Origin of the sequence: Parahaliea mediterranea (assembly GCF_003402235.1) — a bacterium.
Classification (GTDB): domain Bacteria; phylum Pseudomonadota; class Gammaproteobacteria; order Pseudomonadales; family Halieaceae; genus Parahaliea; species Parahaliea mediterranea.
In genome coordinates, this window is record NZ_QEWO01000007.1 from 1 (window position 1) to 17124 (window position 17124).

The 17124-nt window shown below is 61.2% G+C and carries 12 protein-coding genes; 6 read left to right on the forward strand and 6 right to left on the reverse strand.

Features of this window, described 5'->3' with window-relative positions; genetic code table 11:
• Positions 1–127: 127 nt before the first annotated feature.
• Positions 128–1459: an ISL3 family transposase gene (locus DDZ17_RS18725; protein WP_241505958.1), complete on the reverse strand. Its 1332-nt coding sequence runs from the start codon at positions 1457–1459 to the stop codon at positions 128–130.
• A gap of 256 nt (positions 1460–1715) precedes the next feature.
• Between DDZ17_RS18725 and DDZ17_RS18730 the strand changes: the two genes are divergently transcribed.
• On the forward strand, positions 1716–3608 hold the full coding sequence (locus DDZ17_RS18730; RefSeq protein WP_116368522.1) for a hypothetical protein: 1893 nt from the start codon (positions 1716–1718) through the stop codon (positions 3606–3608).
• A 33-nt stretch (positions 3609–3641) separates the two neighbouring features.
• Here the strand turns inward: DDZ17_RS18730 and DDZ17_RS18735 are convergent, their stop codons facing one another.
• From DDZ17_RS18735 to DDZ17_RS18745, 3 genes are all read right to left on the reverse strand, one after another.
• Complete coding sequence (locus tag DDZ17_RS18735; RefSeq protein WP_116368523.1) at positions 3642–4784, reverse strand: PepSY domain-containing protein; 1143 nt, start codon at positions 4782–4784, stop codon at positions 3642–3644.
• Positions 4768–6891, reverse strand: a complete 2124-nt coding sequence (locus DDZ17_RS18740; protein WP_116368524.1) for a TonB-dependent receptor — start codon at positions 6889–6891, stop codon at positions 4768–4770. The genes DDZ17_RS18735 and DDZ17_RS18740 overlap by 17 nt, the downstream gene beginning before the upstream one ends.
• A gap of 128 nt (positions 6892–7019) precedes the next feature.
• Entirely contained in the window at positions 7020–7853 is an 834-nt protein-coding gene (locus DDZ17_RS18745) for an SDR family NAD(P)-dependent oxidoreductase (protein WP_116368525.1), read from the reverse strand.
• A 311-nt stretch (positions 7854–8164) separates the two neighbouring features.
• On the opposite strand from DDZ17_RS18745, the gene DDZ17_RS18750 reads away from it, so the two are divergent.
• The 4 genes from DDZ17_RS18750 to DDZ17_RS18765 all read left to right on the forward strand — a co-directional run bounded on the left by DDZ17_RS18750 (position 8165) and on the right by DDZ17_RS18765 (position 12321).
• A complete protein-coding gene (locus tag DDZ17_RS18750) occupies positions 8165–8611 on the forward strand; it encodes a nuclear transport factor 2 family protein (RefSeq protein ID WP_116368526.1) in 447 nt (148 codons plus the stop codon).
• A 293-nt stretch (positions 8612–8904) separates the two neighbouring features.
• Positions 8905–11220 carry a TonB-dependent receptor gene (locus tag DDZ17_RS18755; RefSeq protein WP_116368527.1) on the forward strand — a complete coding sequence of 772 codons (2316 nt, stop codon included), beginning with the start codon at positions 8905–8907 and terminating at the stop codon, positions 11218–11220.
• Between the two features lie 213 nt (positions 11221–11433).
• Positions 11434–12081 carry a glutathione S-transferase family protein gene (locus DDZ17_RS18760; protein ID WP_116368528.1) on the forward strand — a complete coding sequence of 216 codons (648 nt, stop codon included), beginning with the start codon at positions 11434–11436 and terminating at the stop codon, positions 12079–12081.
• Between the two features lie 24 nt (positions 12082–12105).
• Positions 12106–12321, forward strand: a complete 216-nt coding sequence (locus DDZ17_RS18765) for a DUF4287 domain-containing protein (RefSeq protein WP_116368529.1) — start codon at positions 12106–12108, stop codon at positions 12319–12321.
• A gap of 67 nt (positions 12322–12388) precedes the next feature.
• Here the strand turns inward: DDZ17_RS18765 and DDZ17_RS18770 are convergent, their stop codons facing one another.
• Together DDZ17_RS18770 and DDZ17_RS18775 are read right to left on the reverse strand one after the other, a co-directional pair.
• Positions 12389–14167, reverse strand: a complete 1779-nt coding sequence (locus DDZ17_RS18770; protein WP_116368530.1) for a hypothetical protein — start codon at positions 14165–14167, stop codon at positions 12389–12391.
• 159 nt (positions 14168–14326) lie between these two features.
• Positions 14327–16036: an amidohydrolase gene (locus DDZ17_RS18775; protein ID WP_116368531.1), complete on the reverse strand. Its 1710-nt coding sequence runs from the start codon at positions 16034–16036 to the stop codon at positions 14327–14329.
• A gap of 246 nt (positions 16037–16282) precedes the next feature.
• Here DDZ17_RS18775 and DDZ17_RS18780 point away from each other — a divergent pair, with 246 nt between their 5' ends.
• Complete coding sequence (locus tag DDZ17_RS18780) at positions 16283–17113, forward strand: ion transporter (protein ID WP_116368532.1); 831 nt, start codon at positions 16283–16285, stop codon at positions 17111–17113.
• Positions 17114–17124 lie beyond the last annotated feature (11 nt).

Below are 17124 nucleotides of genomic sequence, written 5' to 3' on the forward strand. Positions count from 1 at the left end.
CCCTGTCACCGATTGCGAAGGAGTCTGACTGACGGTAAACAGGTCGAACCGGCACTGGCAAACCCCGTGTCCCCCGAAGGGTGGTAAACCCGTCTAAACGTTTGGGAACCAGCGCGCGAACAGCCCATCAAGGCCCCGTGGCACTCTGTGGCACGAATATGAGGCCGAATACACGTGAGCAATCGATCCTACTGCCTGACATCAAACCCCTTGCAAACGAGGAGGAGTCCATACACGGGGGACGGGCATCCATCCGTACCCGATTGATAATGCCAGCGGAACGCCGCACCGCCCACCCGCAGTGGGTCAGCACTCTCAGCCGGTAATTCTCAAAGTTTCTGAAGCCGTAGGCCCGTCTCGAGATCATCTCCATCTTGTTGTGGAAACCCTCGGTGATGCCGTTACTCTTGCTGAATCGCCACATCGCAACGATGGGCTCCAGCCAACTGGTCAGCGTTTTTGCCAGGGCTCGCAGAGGGCTGTCTCGCAGCTGATCCATTAGCTCAAGCAACTGCGGCAGCTTCTTCCTTGCCCGCTTGGCGGTGAGCGTCTTCAACAACATGAGACGAACTAGCCTCTGCTTGGCCACATACAGCTGCTGTAGCACCGGGTAATCAGCAAGGTAGTGCATCAGGTTGGCGTGCTGCTCATCGCTCAGGTTCCATCGGTGGCGGCGCATCAGGCTGATCAGCCCCCGGTTCTTCCGGCCCTCCGGATCATGCTGCTGCCAGACCTTCAAAAAGTGCTGATTGATGAGGCGAACCACGTGGAAGCGGTCAGCCACGATGGTGGCGCCGGGGAAGTATTGCCGGGCGATGCTGCGGTAGGTCTCGGACAGGTCCATGACGACAACCTGCACATTGCCGCGATCCCTCAGGCCCTTTAAATACGGGCGCAGACTGGCCTCTGAGCGCCCCAGCTTCACATCGAATACCCTGTGCTTGCGCAGGTCCACGAAGGTGGTGGCATAGCCCTTCTTGCGGGTGAAAAAGTGCTCATCGATACCCAGTATCCGGGGGCAGGGCCGGTTGCTCATCTCGGATCGCTTCCGCCCCAAGTGGTGTTGATACCAGCGCTCTACCGTCGCGGCGCTGATCTGGTGGGTCTGGGACAGCTTGCGCAACGTGACGCCGCCATCATGCGCCTCGTACACCTCCATGCGGTAGGCCTCGGAAGACCGATAGCGGGGCCGGATGCCGGCAAACGGGTGTCGAAAATAGCGCCGGCAGCCCCGGCAATGGTACTTGGGAACCCGCAGGTGCAAGGTCAGCACCTGATTGCCTTGACGGGTGTGCTTCACCGTGCGCCGGTAGGTGGCCTTGATCCTCAGATCCTGGCCCTGGCAGTGCTTGCAGGGCGGTCGCCGGTAGGGCTGTGCCCAGACCTCAACACCCCGGCGCCGCTTGACCCGTATTACCTCCAGCCCAGGTATGCCTATAATGGTTCCTGCGTGGGACATCGGTGTTCTCTCCATTAAACGATCTTCGCAAAATCAGTTTAATGAATGCCGGTGTCCCCCGTTTATGATGAAGAGCCCGAGAATGCACCAGCGAGTGGCCATGCAGGATATGCAGTTTCACGCGCTTTCAAACCGTCCGTTGACACGGGGTAGAACCCAAACAATGAAAAAGCAGCTATTGCTGACGGGCTTGCTACTGGGTTGCTTGCAGCTGCCTGCGTCGGTGGCGGGGCAGGCAGCTGGTGGATTAGTCAATATGCAGGATATACCACTACTACAGCGCGGCAGTGAGGCCGAGCGGAAGACAAACCGCCAGCGGATCAGCCAGCTCGGCAGGCGCATCTATGAGCGCAGCATCAGCTACGAGGAATTGCAGGAATACCTCATTCTGGGTGGAGACCCGAACAATCTGACAGATTTTGCCCCGGAGATTACCTGGCTGGCTGAGCGCAGCGAAATGCTGCTGAATTTCTTTATCGGTGACGCGGCGCACTTTCTGGCGAGAGCACAGGATGAGGAGGTGGACCCCCGCTACCGGCGGGAATGGGCCGACATGCTCAAGGCCCACGAAAGCTGGGCTAAGGATAAGCGGGACGATCGCTACCAATCACTGGCGCTGCTGCTCAGAAACGGCGCCACTGTCCAGGTCGATCTGCCCTTTGGTCTTGGGGCCATGGATGACTGGCACAACGCCCAGCCGCTGATTTTTGCCAGCCGGGTGGGTGATATAGCGGCGCTGCGCCTGCTGATGGCCCAGGGTGGGGATGTCCACATCACCAGCAACAGCGGCAAATTTGGGCAGGGGCCGCCGGTGCTGGAAGCAGCCAGCCAGGCGGTGCTGGATGTGCTCGCCGGCGGCGACAGTAATGCACTGGTAATCGGGGATCTGGATGCGGGCCGGCACTGGCTGCAAAAACTGGTGATTGATACCGGTGATGCCAGTGTGTTCGCCGGACCGCTGCTGTGGCGCCTGCGCTGGCTGGAGGCGCAGGGCCTGCGCTACGGCTATTCCGACGACCCCGCTTTGCAGCATGAGGACCCTTTGCTACGCGCCGAGTGGAAGCGGGACTATTATTCAAGCCCCGACTATGACCCCAAGCTGGCCGCCAGCTGGCAGGAGGTGGTCGATGTGCTCAAGCGGATGCGGCAGCTGGACCCCACACGATCGTCGGCAGAGCAGGGGAGCGAGTCTTCCCTCCGTGCCAGTGCCGGCCTCGAAAGTGATGCCGCTGAAGCGGCTGCGCGGAGGTTGAGCGCATCGGAAGCGGAGGCCATACAGGCTGAAAAAGTGGAGCGGGGCGGCACCTTTGCGCGCATTCGCCATCGCAAGGCACTGCGTAAACTGAGTGGTGACATACACGCGCGTACCATCGGCTATGAAACGCTCAAGGACTACCTGCGCATGGGTGGCGACCCGACGGTGCTGTCCAACTATGTGCAAGTGACGCCCCAGTGGCTGCAGTATGACGCTGACCAGGCGCTGCTCAATTATTTTCTTGTCGACGAGGATTCCCTGTACCGCTATTACCAACTGCCGCCCTACTATGTTGCTGGGCCTGCGAGCAAAGATCTGGAAAAGCGCAGCCACTACGATCGTCTGCGCTGCCTGCAGCTACTGCTGCAAAATGGCGCGAATCCCGAGGCAAGTACCGATCGCAACATAAGGCTGGACAACAGCGTTTTCAGGAAACAGGCACCGGCTCTGCTCAACGCCAGCGAGTTTGGTGATGTGGATGCGCTCCGGCTGATGTTGGCAGCGGGCGCCAATGTCAATTTTACCTGGCAGACCGAGTCGGGAGGGACCTTCGGGCCGCCGTTGGCGGAGGCGCTTGATGAGGCCACCGCCGACCTGATCTGGCACTACGGCCCCGATGTCGATTATCGCAATAGCGAGGGTCTCAACCTGCTGCAAATGGCCGTATTTTCTGACCGTCCCCCGGGCTGGATACTGGGCCATTTGCAGTGGATGCAAAAGAAGGGGCTGCGCTTTGACTGGCCCGAGGGTGACCAACATGACCCACTGCGCAAGGCCCACAAGGAAATGGCAGCCGGGGCCCACACCTTCGAACTGGTGGAAATGCGCGAGCAGAAGCAGCGGGCCTGGCGGCAGCTGGCTGAATTGCTGCCCGAACTCAGGCTGGAAAAGTAGGAGCGATTAAGGTCGCGATTAAAGCGGCCATAATTACCCAGCCTCCAAACGCCGTCGCCGGCGATGCTGCCAGCGCGTGTAGTAATGAAGGCCGCCGGTGAAGGCGAGCCAGGCCAGGGCGATGCCGGCCACCAATATCAGCAGCCGATAGGTGGCGGGCATGCCATAACCGGAGTGCAGGGGATAGAGCTGGTTGAGCAGCCGCCGTGCGGTGCGGGACTGGTCGGAGCGTTCGCTGATGAGCAACTCGCCGGTGCTGCGATCGACAGTCACCGAGGTGCGGCCGTTGAGGTGCCACTCTCCCGGCAGGCGGAAACGCACTTTGGTGTGCACGGTGTCGCCGTTCTGGATGGTGCGGATGAAGGTGGGCCAGCCATCGGGCACGGCGGCCTGGGCCAGGCGGTAGTCGCGGCCGATGCCGGGCGAGTCAGCGGGTTGTACGGCAGCGGCCTGGGTGTGGGTGGCAACGGGGGGCAGCAGGGGGCTGATGATTTTTTGCCACAGCATGATGGAGCCGGTGAGCAGGGTGATGAGCACGATGGGGCTGGTCAGGGCGCCGGCATGGCGGTGGTATTGCAGGCTTCTGGCGCTGTGGAAGTCGCGCGGTAGCACCCAGCGCCAGCGGAAGGCCCGACGGCCCGGCCACCACAGCACCAGGCCGCTGATGGTTAGGAACAGGGCCAGCAGCCCGGCGACGAGCAGCAGGGCCTGCCCCCAAGTGTCGGTGAGCAGGGCCACATGGAATTCCCGCACCAGGGTGAGGGCATCCAGGACGCCCAGCTCGTCGGGGTAGGGGTTGAGCGTCGCCACATCAAGGAGTTCCAACGCGTGGCCATCGCGCACGGTCCAGTAGGGCTCCGCCGGGCTCGGCGCCTTGAGGCTGATGCCCTGCCCGGCCGGTTGCCGTGATGCGAGGGTGTGCAATTGGGCGGCGATGTGCGGGTGGTTGTAGGCGGCGGGCAATTCGGCGCCCGGTGTGACGGCGAGGCGAATCAGCTCTTTCTGGTACACCAGCAGCGCGCCGCTCAGGGCGCTCAGCAGCAACACCAACAAAGCGGCCAGGCCGGCCCACAGGTGCCAGCGCCAGAGCCCCCCCGGCCTCGGCTTGGGCGGGCGCCGGCGGCTGGCCTGGGGCGCGCTCGCGGGGCGCGGCGGATGGTCAGAAGTAACGCTGATAGGACAGCCCGAAGCTACGGCCTACACCCTTGAAATTGCGCAGGTCGTTGGGGCTGCTCTGGGAGTAGTAGGTGTAGTAGTCCTGGTCGGTGAGGTTTTGTACTGAGGCGCTGATGACGCCGCCAAAGGCCTGCACATCCGCCACCAGGTCAACGGTGGTGTAGCCGTCGAAGGTATTGATGGTGACGTCGTCGCTATCGCGCACTTTGCGGTCGAAGAGGTGGTTCATTTGCAGCCGGGTGTTCAGGTTGTCGGTCCAGCGGCGCTCCCAGCTCAGGTTCAGCCGGTCGGGGGAGATGTTGTTGCCGTCCAGGTCGGAATCCACCCTGCCGTCCTGGTCGGAATCGAACCGGCCCTCGGCCTCGGCGTAGCGCAGGCCCAGCACGTCAAACTCGGTGACGGACCAGTCCGCCCGGAATTCCAGGCCGTCGACGTCGGTCTTTTCCCGCTTGACGGTGTAGATGCCGTCGTCGCCCCGCTGCAGGCGCTGGCCGAAGTCGGAGTTGGAGGTGTAGTAGCTCAACTGGGCGCTGACGGTGCCATTGTCGAATTCCAGGCCAATTTCGCTGTTTTCCGTGAGGATGGGGGTCAGGTCCAGGAAGCTTTCCACATCCTGGCCGGGCTCGTTGATGCCGCGCAGCACCCGGCCGACGTCGGGCATGGAGAAGGCCTCGGCATAGTTGGCAAACACCCGCCAGGCCTCGGTGAACTGGTAGGTGCCGCCGGCGTTGTACAGGGTTTCGGAAAAGTCGGGCTCGCCCCCGCTGACGAACTGGCTGCCGTAGCTGTACAAGGTGGTGAAGTCATCCACTTGCAGTTCTGATTTTTCGTGGCGCACGCCGCCGGTCAGGGTCAGGCGCTCGATGCCGGTGTATTCCAGTTGCAGGTAGGGTGCCACGTTTTCGTACTTGGTTTCCGGCACCCAGGTGCGGCTGGTCTGGATCAGCGCCTGCCAGGTTTCGTCCTGCAACACATCCACCCCGTACACCAGCGACAGGGGCAGGCCGCCGATGTCATCGACCGAGAGGGTCAGCTTGAGGCCGATTTTTTCCGAGTTGTTCTGCGACTGGTCGATCAGGTCTGGCCCGTAGGCCGGGTCCTGGAAGGTGGCGATGGGCTCGATCTGGGCGCCGTAGGTGGCTTCAAAATCCTGGCGGAAGGCCTGCACACGCAGGGCCTGGCCCAGCCAGTTCTCGTTGAAGTAGTTAAGGCTGACGGTAGTGACCTTGTTCTCCGCCCCGTCCGCGGGCAGCTCGCCCTTGATGGCACCGCTGGGGATGTCGGCGTCGACATCGCCGGGCACCGAGATCCACTCGTGATTACTCTCGATGCTGTAGTGATTAACCATCAGCTCAAGCCGCTGGTCGCTCCAGTTGTAGCCGGTCTTCAGGAACAGGTCCATGGACTCGGAATCCATGGTGTCGCCCTGGGTGTTGTCGACGCCGATGATGTCGCCGTTGGCGTCGTAGGCCATGCCGGTGCTGCGGTAGCTGACGCTGGCCAGCACATCGGCAGCATCGAAACTGTTGGACAGGCTGTAGCTGAGCCCGTAATCGCCGCTCTCGCCAATGTCTTCGCTCTGGAAGGCGCTGTCCACGCGAATATGCTGCTCAAAGCTATCGCTGGGGCGCTTGGTGATCAGGTTGATGATGCCGCCGGCGGCCCCCAGGCCGTGAATGGCGTTGGCGCCGTGCAGCACTTCCACCCGTTCCAGTACCGTCGGGTCGATGGTGTGGCCGTCGCGGCCGCCGTTGCGCAGGGGGTTGGACTGGGGCACCCCGTCAATCAAATACAGGGGCTTGCGGCCGCGCAGGGTTTCCCCGGCATTGGTCATCTTCTGGCGCGCCGGCGAAAAGCTGGGCACCAGGTTGCCGAGCACGGTGGAGATGTCGTTGTGGATGGCCAGCTGGCGCTGCAACGAGGCCTGGTCAATCACCGTGACGGTGTTGGGTATGGTACTCAGGGGCTTGGCCACCCGGCTGGAGGTGACAATGATCTCCTCCAATGGCCGCTCCGCCAGGGCGGGCAGGGCGGCAGCGGCGCTGGCGCTGGCCAGCAGTACGGGCAGGCGCAGTGCCTTGCGTGGGAATCGTGCGGCAGGTTTCATCGCGCATCCTCGTTGGGGCGGGCCCGGTGACCCGGCGAGCAAAGTTTGGGCGCGAAAGTATAGTGATAACGAGAACTATTAACAACAAGCCGCCCGCTGCACCCGGTGGGTGGGGTAGCAGCGGCCATTCAGGGCATCCAGGCGCCACCACTGACGGAAATCAGCTGCCCGGTGATGTAGCCGGAGCGTTCCGAGGCGAGAAACAGCGCCAGCCAGGCGATGTCTTGTGGCCTGCCCAGGCGGGGAATAGGCAGGCCGCTCATGTTGTACAGGGTGCCATCCTGCAGGGCCTGTTCCATGGCGTCGGGCTTGCCCATGGTGTCAAAGCCAAAGCGGTGCCAGAAGCTGCCTTCGCCAACGTCGTTCTCGTCCCGGGGGACGATCCAGCCCGGGCAGATATTGTTGACCCGCACGCCCTGTTTGGCCCACTCCCAGGCCAGGCCCTTGCTGAAGCTGTTCACAAAGCCTTTGACGCCGCCGTAGTGGACGATGTTCGCGGCAGCTTCCCCGAGCAGGGATGAGTTGGATGAAATGTTGATAATGCTGCCCGTCTGGCGCGACAGCATGTCGGCGGACACGGCCTGACAGCAGTTGACGACCCCATCGACATTCAGGGCGATCTCCCACTTGCGCGAGGCCGGGTCCAGCTTCTCGAACTCGGAGGGCGCTGCCACGCCGCCGGCGTTGTTGACCAGCACATCCACCGGGCCAAACGCCTGGTGAGTGCGTTCGACCATGGCCTCGACGCTCGCCGGGTCTGTCACATCGGTGGCAACCGCGATGACCTGGCCTGCAAGGCCCTCGTCCTCGGCCTGCTTGGCAATCTGTTCGCCGGTTTTGACATCGCGGGAGGCGCTGACGACGTTCAGGCCTTCGCGCGCAAATTCCAGCACCAGGCCGCGTCCGATGCCGCCGCTGCCGCCGGTGATAATGGCTGTTTTTCCCTTCAGTAGAAGATCCACGGTGAGCTCCTGATTTGCCAGCGATGATCCTGTTGTCAGGCACCAATCCGCCACACGCTATGCCATGGCCGATGGATGCCGGTTGTCTGGCAGTCTATCCAATGGCAGCCAGGTAAGCGGTTCAACAATTCACCCGATGGCAAACACCTTCACTCATTGGTGGGTGTGTCTGTGCTGTCAGCAGTTGTTTGAAAATACGAGATGGGTAAGTGTAGTGGAGATGCACTTGCAGACGAACTTGCAGATATAGGCAATCTGCATTTTCAACCGACACGATGAGTGCAGCTATCACTGCAGGAGATTTCCCGTTTATGTCAGCCAGTTATGCAGCAATCACCAACCTTCTTTACCTGTATGCAGAGAAAATAGACTCAGGGGATCTGGAGGGCGCATCGCATTTGTTTCGCCATGCAAGAGTTCGTACTCGGGATAGCCAGTTTATCGACGAGGCTGGCCTTCTAGCCTTGTGGCGCAAGCATGTAGTGATTTACGAGTGTGGGACGCCGCGCACCAAGCACGTGGTAACAAATCCGATTGTGGAAGTGGATGACGAGGCGGGAACGGCGACGGCTCGCTCCTACTACACCGTGCTGCAAGCAACAGCAGGCCTTTCATTGCAGCCAATCGCGGCGGGCAGATATCACGACCGCTTCGAACGTGTAGACGGTCTGTGGCGATTCTGCGAACGCGACTATTCCCTGCTCGACATGGCAGGCGACATGAGTCATCACCTGCGCGGTTATCAAGGGTTGGCATAGCGTTTGCCGCACCCGCGAGCGCTATCGTTGGGGGCACAGGCGATGCTTCGGTCGTGGTGCCACTCGGATGATCCGAGGACCCGCGCTGGGCTCTGGCTGGAAACCTAAACCAGGCGCAGCAGATGCAGTGGTTTACTCGTCGATTTGCTGTCGATAGCCCGCATCGGGTGTAGGGTTCCCAAGGCAACACACGGCCCCGCAGTCGCCGTCAAGACCTCCCGCTACTGGTGATACGGGGGTTCCTGCGGCTTCCAATCCATCTGTATAACGCTATAAATAGCAGAGGTAAATTGATGTTGTATCCCCCCAGTTTGAACAAACCCATAAGTCGTTTGGCGGCGGCAGTGGTGCTGGCTTCGCTGTCTGGTGCGGCTCTCGGCCAGTCGGCCAGCAGCGGCGCACTGGAAGAGGTTGTAGTCACTGCGCAGAAGCGCGAACAGTCGCTGCAGGACACGCCGATATCGATCACAGCCTTTGGTTCGAACGAGTTGGAGCAGAGGGGCATCAAGGATCTTACCGATATTGGTACGTTTGCGCCGAATGTGCAGATAGCTACCTTGCCCTCCAATACGCTCAAAGCGACGATCTCCATACGAGGCTCGGTCACTTCCAATCCGTCGATTACGTGGGAGCCAACGGTTGGCATGTATCTCGACGGCGTATTTGTCGGCAAATTTTCCGGTAACGTGTTCCGTGTCGCTGAGCTTGAGCGAATTGAAGTGTTGCGCGGCCCCCAAGGGACCCTGTACGGAAAGAACACCACCGGTGGTGCGGTCAACATGATTACCCGCAGGCCCACGGGTGAATTTGGCGGAAAAGTGCGCGCCGGTCTAGGAAATTTCGGGTACTGGGAAACCTATGGCACGCTGGATCTGCCTGCTCTGTCACTCGGTGGCGCCGGTGAGGTAATGGCCAAGGTGACGCTTTCCAAAGAAGAACGCGATGGCCTTTACGAGAATGAAAATACCGGACTGGGACCTATTTCCCATCCGTTTACCGGGCAGCCTGTTGCCCCCAATCCAGTGAGCAACCGCGACTTCAATGAGGTGGACAGTGAAGTAGGGCGCTTGGACCTGGTGTGGGATATCACTGAACAACTGTCTGCACGCTACACCATGGACAAGGCCAAGGTGAGCAATACACCTTCGAAGCCGCAGTTTACCGACCTCGATACCAGTAACCTTGGCTTTGGTTTTCCCTTCCCCGCGGATCTGGATCAGTATCTTCTGCCGGAGGACAAAAACGAGGATACCACCAGCTCAGACGCACCACTGTACGAAGGATTTGACTCCACCAGCCAGTCGCTGTTTGTCGATTACTCTCTGGGTACTGTTGGAGCGCTGGGAGACATTGGCTTGAAATACATTGGTAACACCCGGGATCTTGATTTCGAGCAGGGTCTGGACAATGACGGTACGCCTTTCTCCCTTTACCACACGCAAATCGACACAGACTATCGCCAGGACTCTCACGAATTGCAGCTCACGGGCTCTGCACCGGGCCTTGAATATGTGCTGGGGCTCTTCTATTTCGAAGAGGAGGCCGATGTGGTCAATCCTTTGAAGCCCCTGAACGATTTTTTTGGTCCGTCCACGCTGGTCAATACCTATGGCTTTGACGGCGAGCAGGTGGCGGCCTACGGACAGGTGGAATGGACGCCGGGGGCCGCCGCTTTGCAGGATCGCCTGACCCTGACCTTCGGTTTGCGTTGGACTGAAGAAAAGAAAGATGCCTATATAGGCCACCCGCCACCGAATCAGTTGGTATTCGAGAGCTATGGCAGCGACGAATGGACCAATACAACGCCGACCTTCATTGTTGCTTACGACCTGTACGAAGACATCAATATCTATGCGAAGTATTCAGAGGGCTTTAAGGCAGGGGGCTTCAATGGCGAGTCAGGCGATCCTGTTGCCTTCAGTACGGGTTACGATCCCGAAACCGTAAAAGCCTATGAGATAGGGCTTAAATCGCGATTGCTGGACAACACGCTGCAATTCAACACTGCAATCTTTGTTAATAAGGAAAGCGATCTGCAATTGTCGGTATTTACCAGTGGCTCTGCAGCCTCGTCGGTTGTCGACAATGCGGGGAGTTCAACCAAGCAAGGCTTCGAAGCGGAGCTGATTTACCAGCCCATTGCGGATTTGCAGCTGACGGCCAACTTGGGCTATCTGGATGCCAAGTACGATGAGTACATGGAGTTTGACCCAGCTGTGGGTGCCGTAGTCGACAAGAAGGACGATAAGGACAATCAGTACGCGCCGGAGTGGACCTACAACTTGAGTGCTGAATACACTCTGGCCCGGGGTAGTTGGGGCGAGGCGATTGCGCGGCTCGATTACACCTATAGCGATGACTACGTGGCGTATGTTAATCCAGAGCAGAACCGTCCTTTGCAAATGGAGAGCTACGGCCTACTCAATGGTCGCCTGACCCTGGCTGATATTGCGCTCGGCGCTGGCGAGACACGCTTGAACGTGGCGCTTTGGGGCAAAAACCTGACCGACGAAGATTACCGTGTGAACGGTATTCCCTTTGGACCCTTTGCCATCAGCTATTTCGGTAATCCTCGCACTTATGGCATTGAGGCCAGGGTCGATTTCTGATTCTGAATGAGCGGCGAAAATGGCCGGCAGTATTCGCTGGCCATTCATTCTCCCGTGAAAAAGCCCGGCTGAACCAATGGCAACCGTTAGGCAACACCTTTCTTTCACGCACTGTCGAAAACATCGACTACCCTTCGACTAACGCGTATCAGGCCGTCTCTTGCAGTTGCCGGGTAGGGGACGGGCCTGGCCTGTTACCAAGAGGAGGGTGCAATGCGCGAGTTTGTAGTCACCACGTTCGACTGGGTTCCCCCGATGCCGCGGGGTTATGTGCGGGATATCCGGGCTTGCTGGGCACTGGAGGAAGCGGGCCTGACCTATCGCGTGGAGGGCACGCCCTTTGCGGTACGCGCGGGTGGGCATGTGGCTTGCCAGCCGTTTGCCCAGGTGCCCTGGTTGCGGGACGGCGATACCACCCTCTTTGAAAGCGGGGCTATTCTGCTCTATCTCGGGGAGCGTAGCGAGGTGTTGATGCCATCTTCTGCCGCCTGTCGAACCCGGGTGATCGAGTGGCTGTTTGCCGCGCTCAACTCAGTTGAGATGGCGAGCCTGCCCTGGTCCCTGTACCGCTTTGCCGACGATATGGACAACACACCGGGTTGCGCGCGTATCGAGGCCTTTCTGGCGTCCCGCTTGCAGCGGATGGACGCGGTGCTGGCGGAACGGGAGTGGTTGGCGGGGGCGTTTTCTATTGCCGACATAGCCATGGTGGATGTGCTGCGGCTGGTTGATCGCTTTGACGGGCTGGCAGACTTTGTCCACTGCCGGGCGTATGTCCAGCGCGGCACCCAGCGCCCCGCTTTTGCCAAAGCCCATACCGATCAACTGGCCTTCTTTGCGAAGGCTGATGCTACTCGTTAAACCACCATTGCCTGGAGGGAACCGATGACACCCGATAATAAGGCGGTAAAGGGCCCAGCGTCCTACTTTCCCGCTATCGAGAAGAAGTACGGCCACCCAGTGGCCTACTGGTTCGGTGTGCTCAAGACGGTGAGTGACTTGAAGCACATGGAGCAGGTAGCGCACCTTAAGAACCAACACAAGATGGGGCATGGCCACGCCAATGCACTGGTGGCCTACTATCGGGCGAACCCGTCGTGACCCTCGCCCTGGCGGATTCCGCCTGGGCAGTGTTGGCCCTGGGACCCCGGCTAAGCCCGCGCGGTGCCTAATTGGGCTGATAGCCCGGCCAGTCGTCCAGGCGGAAGCTGGCCTCCCATTCGACGTCCGAGCGCACATCCTGCGTGCCATCGCCGTCTTGGTCGGTGTCGGTGCGGTTGACGTTGCCCAGGCGGTCGTAGAAAAAATGCTGCTCGGTGCCGCCAAAGGGCGTGCTATTGCCGGTGACGACAAGGCGCGCAAGGCGGCCATCTTCGTTATAGAACAGCGTTCGCGTTTCACGCAGGGTGCCGAAGATGTAGCGTCCATCCTGCTGTTCGACGCGGGTGAGTTGGCCGGCGTCGTTGTAGGTGTAATTGGCAAAGGAATCGTGGCCGCCATCGCCGTCCCGGTCGTAGGTCCAGGCGCTCAGCTGGCCCGCGCTGTTGTAGGCGAAGGTGGTGATCTTATCGTCCAGGCCGTCGTCGTTGCTGTCGGTGGTGCGTCGCGCCAGCCGGCCGTCGGCCGTCCATTCAAAGCGGGTGTCGCGGGTGAAGCGGTTGAGCGGCTCCTGGCTGCCGCCCACAAGAAAGGCCGGCCGGCGCTCGGGGTAAGGGGTGCGCGGGTCAAACAGCGAGACGGGCCCGGTGCCAAACAGGGGCGGGCTGCCCTCCACGGCGCCGTCAATGTCCTGTTCACTGCCACGATAGGTAGAGCGCGTTAAACGCTCTCTGGCGTCGTAATGGTAGCTGGATACCGTATCAATGCTGCCATCGCCGTCGCTGTCTCTCTCGCTGCCCGCCCTCTGGCCGCTGTCGAGGAAGGTGCTCAGCGTGAGCAGGTCGATACTGCCGTCGTTGTTGCGATCTTCCTCGATGCGAACGGTATTGCCCCGCTCATCGCGCATCGACACCGTGCGATCCTGCCGCGGATTGTCGTTGCGGTAGTCGTACACCGTTTCGGTGGCAAAGCCGGAAATATCACGTTGGCTGCGGCTGCTGAAGTTAATGCGGCTATTGCCGTTGCCGTCGTATTCGCTGTGCTCGGCATGGATACGCTGGCCCGCCTGGTCATAGCGGTAGCGGCTGCTGTGCTTTCGTTTGTTGTGCTCATCCCAGGTAACGCTGGTGAGCCGGTTGCCCCACGGGTCATAGGTGAATTCACTGCGCGCGGTGAGCGCGCCGGCCTGAGTGTTCAGGGCGGTCGTTTGCTGGCTGCGTTGCCGGCTGAGGCGGGTGCCGTCCACGCTGAGTTCGGTGCCGGCCACCTGGTAGTGCAGCGCAAGGGCCACTTCCAGGCGGCGCAGGGGGCGGCCCAGGTCGGTGAGCCGTTGCCGCAGGGCGGGCTGGGCGGCAAAGGGCGTCGCCGTCATGGCCAGGTTCAACGACATGCCGGCAAGCCCGGTGCGGGTCTGCTCGTCGATAACAATGCCGTTGCTTGGGTCGTTATCGGCATCCAGGGATTGCAGCAGCCGGATCAGGTTCGCCGCCGCGCTGTAGGGGTGGTTGGCATCGCCCAGGGCGGTTTGGATCTGGCGCACATCGCTCAGCTCCTGGGCGCCGGTGATATCGAGCAGGCTGAGCTCGCCGGCCCCCGTGGCCTGGCCCAGTGTTGTGTCACCCAGGCGGAACGTCAGGGTTTCTCCGCTTTGGTACTGGAAGGTGCCGCTGCTGTCGGTGGTGCCGCTATGGCTGTCGCTGGTGTAGGCCAGCCCGGCCACCGGCATGGGGGTGATATGGCCGGTGAGCAGGGCCGTCTCGCCGGCGGGTGGGTTGTTGTCGCGCTCTGCATGGCTGCCGCCATCGCTACAGGCGCACAGCGCCAGCGCCAATGCACACAGGGCGGGCAAGCAGGCGGCTGAGCGCGCGCCTGCCGGTGTGAACCTGCAACCAGAATGGTCCCGTTGCATGCTGCCTCCGGATTATTGTTGTCAGCGCCTGAAGGCTAGCAGTTTTGCACGGCAGCAAGGTTAATGTCTTGTAAGGTTGCGGCCGGCCCAGGTATGCCTCTACTGATCCGTGCGCTGGTAGATGGTGACGCCGCCGACCACGGTGCGCTCCACCCGCAACTCGCGCAGCGCGGTGGCATCGCCCAGGGGGTCGCCATCCAGCACCACCAGGTCGGCAAATTTGCCTACCTCCAGCGAACCCAGTTCGTCCTCGCGGAAGATCTGCCAGGCGGCGTTGATGGTCATGGCGCGCAGGGCGTCCATGGTCGGCACCCGCTCGTCGGCGCCGATCACCTGGCCACTGGTGGATACGCGATTCACTGTGCTCCACAGCAGCAGGATGGGGTCCATCGGCACCACCGGCGAATCCAGGTGAACGGTGTACTTCAGGTCGCGCTCGCCGGCGGAGCGGGTGGGGCTGATGTGGCTGGCGCGCTCGGGGCCAATGAAGATGTCCCGGTGGCGGTCGCCCCAGTAGTAGGTGTGGGCGGAGAAGAAGCTGGGGGTAATGCCCAGTTGCTTCATGGCATCCAGCTGGTCGTCGCGGGCCATCTGTGAGTGGATAAGGATCAGCCGGGGGTCCGCCACCGGGTGCGCCTGCTGGGCTTTTTCAAAGGCGTAGATTACATCGTCAATGGCGCCGTCCCCGTTGGCGTGAATGGCCATCTGGATGCCGGCGCGGTGAATCTTGCCGACAATCTCCGCCAGCTTGTCGCGTTCGAAGGTGGGGTAGCCACGGTAGCTGTCGTCCCCGCGGAAGGGGGTGTGGTAGGGGTGCGACAGGTAGCCGGTGTAGCCCTGGATGCTGCCGTCAGACACGATCTTGATGGCGTTGGCGTGGAACCACTCGTTTTCCATGTCGGCCACGTCAATCTCGCCGTCGAGTACCTGGGGCCCGATCATCTTGTAGAAAGGCCAGACCTCCAGCCGGAAGGGAATGTAGCCTATGCGTGACGCCAGGTGCAGCCCCTCCAGCACGCCCTTGTCGACGCCGCCGCTCTGGGCGGTGGTAATGCCCTTGCTGGCGTAGTCGGCAATGGCGGTATCGAGCATGGTGAGAATTTCGCCGGCGGAAAAGTCCATGCCCAGCGTTTGCACCGGTGTCATGGCGGTCTCTTCCAACAGGCCGGTCAGCTCGCCGGTTTCGGGGTCGTGCACGATCACCCCGCCCTCCGGGTTGGGGGTGTCCCGGTCGATGCCCGCCAGCGCCAGGGCACGGCTGTTGGCAACGCCCATGTGCCCGGACACATGGGTGACAAAAATGGGATGCTCGGTGGACACCGCGTCCAGCTCGTCCCGGGTGGGGTGGCGGTGCTCGGCGATCAGGGTGTCGTCGTAGCCCAACGCCAGTACCCACTGGCCCGGCTCGCGGCCGGCGGCAAAAGCTTTCAGGGCAGCCTGAATGTCGGCAATGGAGGTGACGCTGCCGATGGGTGGGCTGTTGAGGTCCACCGTGACCGCCGCAACCCCGGTGCCGGGAAAGTGGCCGTGGGCGTCAATAAAGCCGGGCAGCAGGGTTTTGCCGTCAAGGTCGTGTATCAGGGCGCCCTCGAGATAGGGAGCCATGTCCTCGTCATCGCCCACCGCGACAATGCGCTCACCCTGCACGGCAATGGCGGAAACTATGCGGTTCTGGCCGTCCATGGTGAACACCTGGCCATTGCGAAACACTTGCACATCCGGCGGGCTCGGGCGGCCCAGGGTAAGGTAGGCGGTGATGGCCGCCAGTGCGATCAGGGCCAGCAGGCCAAGCAGCAGTTTTTTCAGCAAGTGAACATCTCCCTTGAGGTGGCACGGCCCGGGGCGGTGCCGGTGGCTAGGCTGGCCATGCTACCACCGTGCGGCCACAGCTCAGCCCCTGCTGGCCGACATTTGCCGGCGGCGCCGGGGCAACCCGCGCCCGGGCTAATTTACTGAACGCGCCGGCCCCGCTGTGCAAGGCCCTCCCAATTGCCTAGAATTCGGCGGCGCCCCGGCAACCCCGGGGGCCCTTTCCCCACAGCCTGATTGAGAACCATGTCGCCCACTACCGATGTATTGCAGGCCCGCTTCGAGCGCCTGCGCAGCAACAAACTGTTCGAACTGCTGGTGATCAGCATTATCCTCATGTCAGCCCTGCTGATTGGCGCCAAAACCTACCCACTACCGCCGCTGGTGAATCAGCTGGTGGTGATCCTGGACTGGGGCATCACCTTGTTCTTCCTGGTGGAAATCACCATCCGCTTCATGGGCGAGAGCGACAAAAAGCGCTTTTTCCGCAGCGGCTGGAACGTGTTCGACACGCTGATCGTGGTGGTCAGCCTGATCCCGATTGAAGATTCCGAGCTGGCGCTTATCGGCCGCCTGGTGCGCATATTCCGCGTGCTGCGCATGGTGTCCATCATTCCCGAGTTGCGCACCCTGTTGAATTCCCTGCTGGCGGCGCTGCCCCAGCTGGGCTACGTGATGTTGATGATGTTTATCATCTTCTACATCTATGCCGCGGTGGGCACCACCTTCTTTGCCGACATCAACGACACCCTGTGGGGTGACATCAGCGTCAGCCTGCTGACCCTGTTCCGCATCATGACCTTTGAAGACTGGACCGATGTCATGTACGAGACCATGGCCGTCTACCCCCTGAGCTGGACCTACTACCTGAGCTTTATCTTCCTGTCGGCCTTTGCCTTCCTCAACATGATCATCGGCATTGTGGTGAATGTGCTGGAAGAGGAACACCAGCGCCAGGCGCGGGCCGAGGCACAGGCCGCCGGGGAGCCCAACCTGTCGGACCTGCAGGGCGAAATCCGCGAGCTGCGCGCCCTGCTGGATGTACGCCTGCCGGAGCGTGAGCAGCGGGTGGCCTAAGTGGCAGCAGT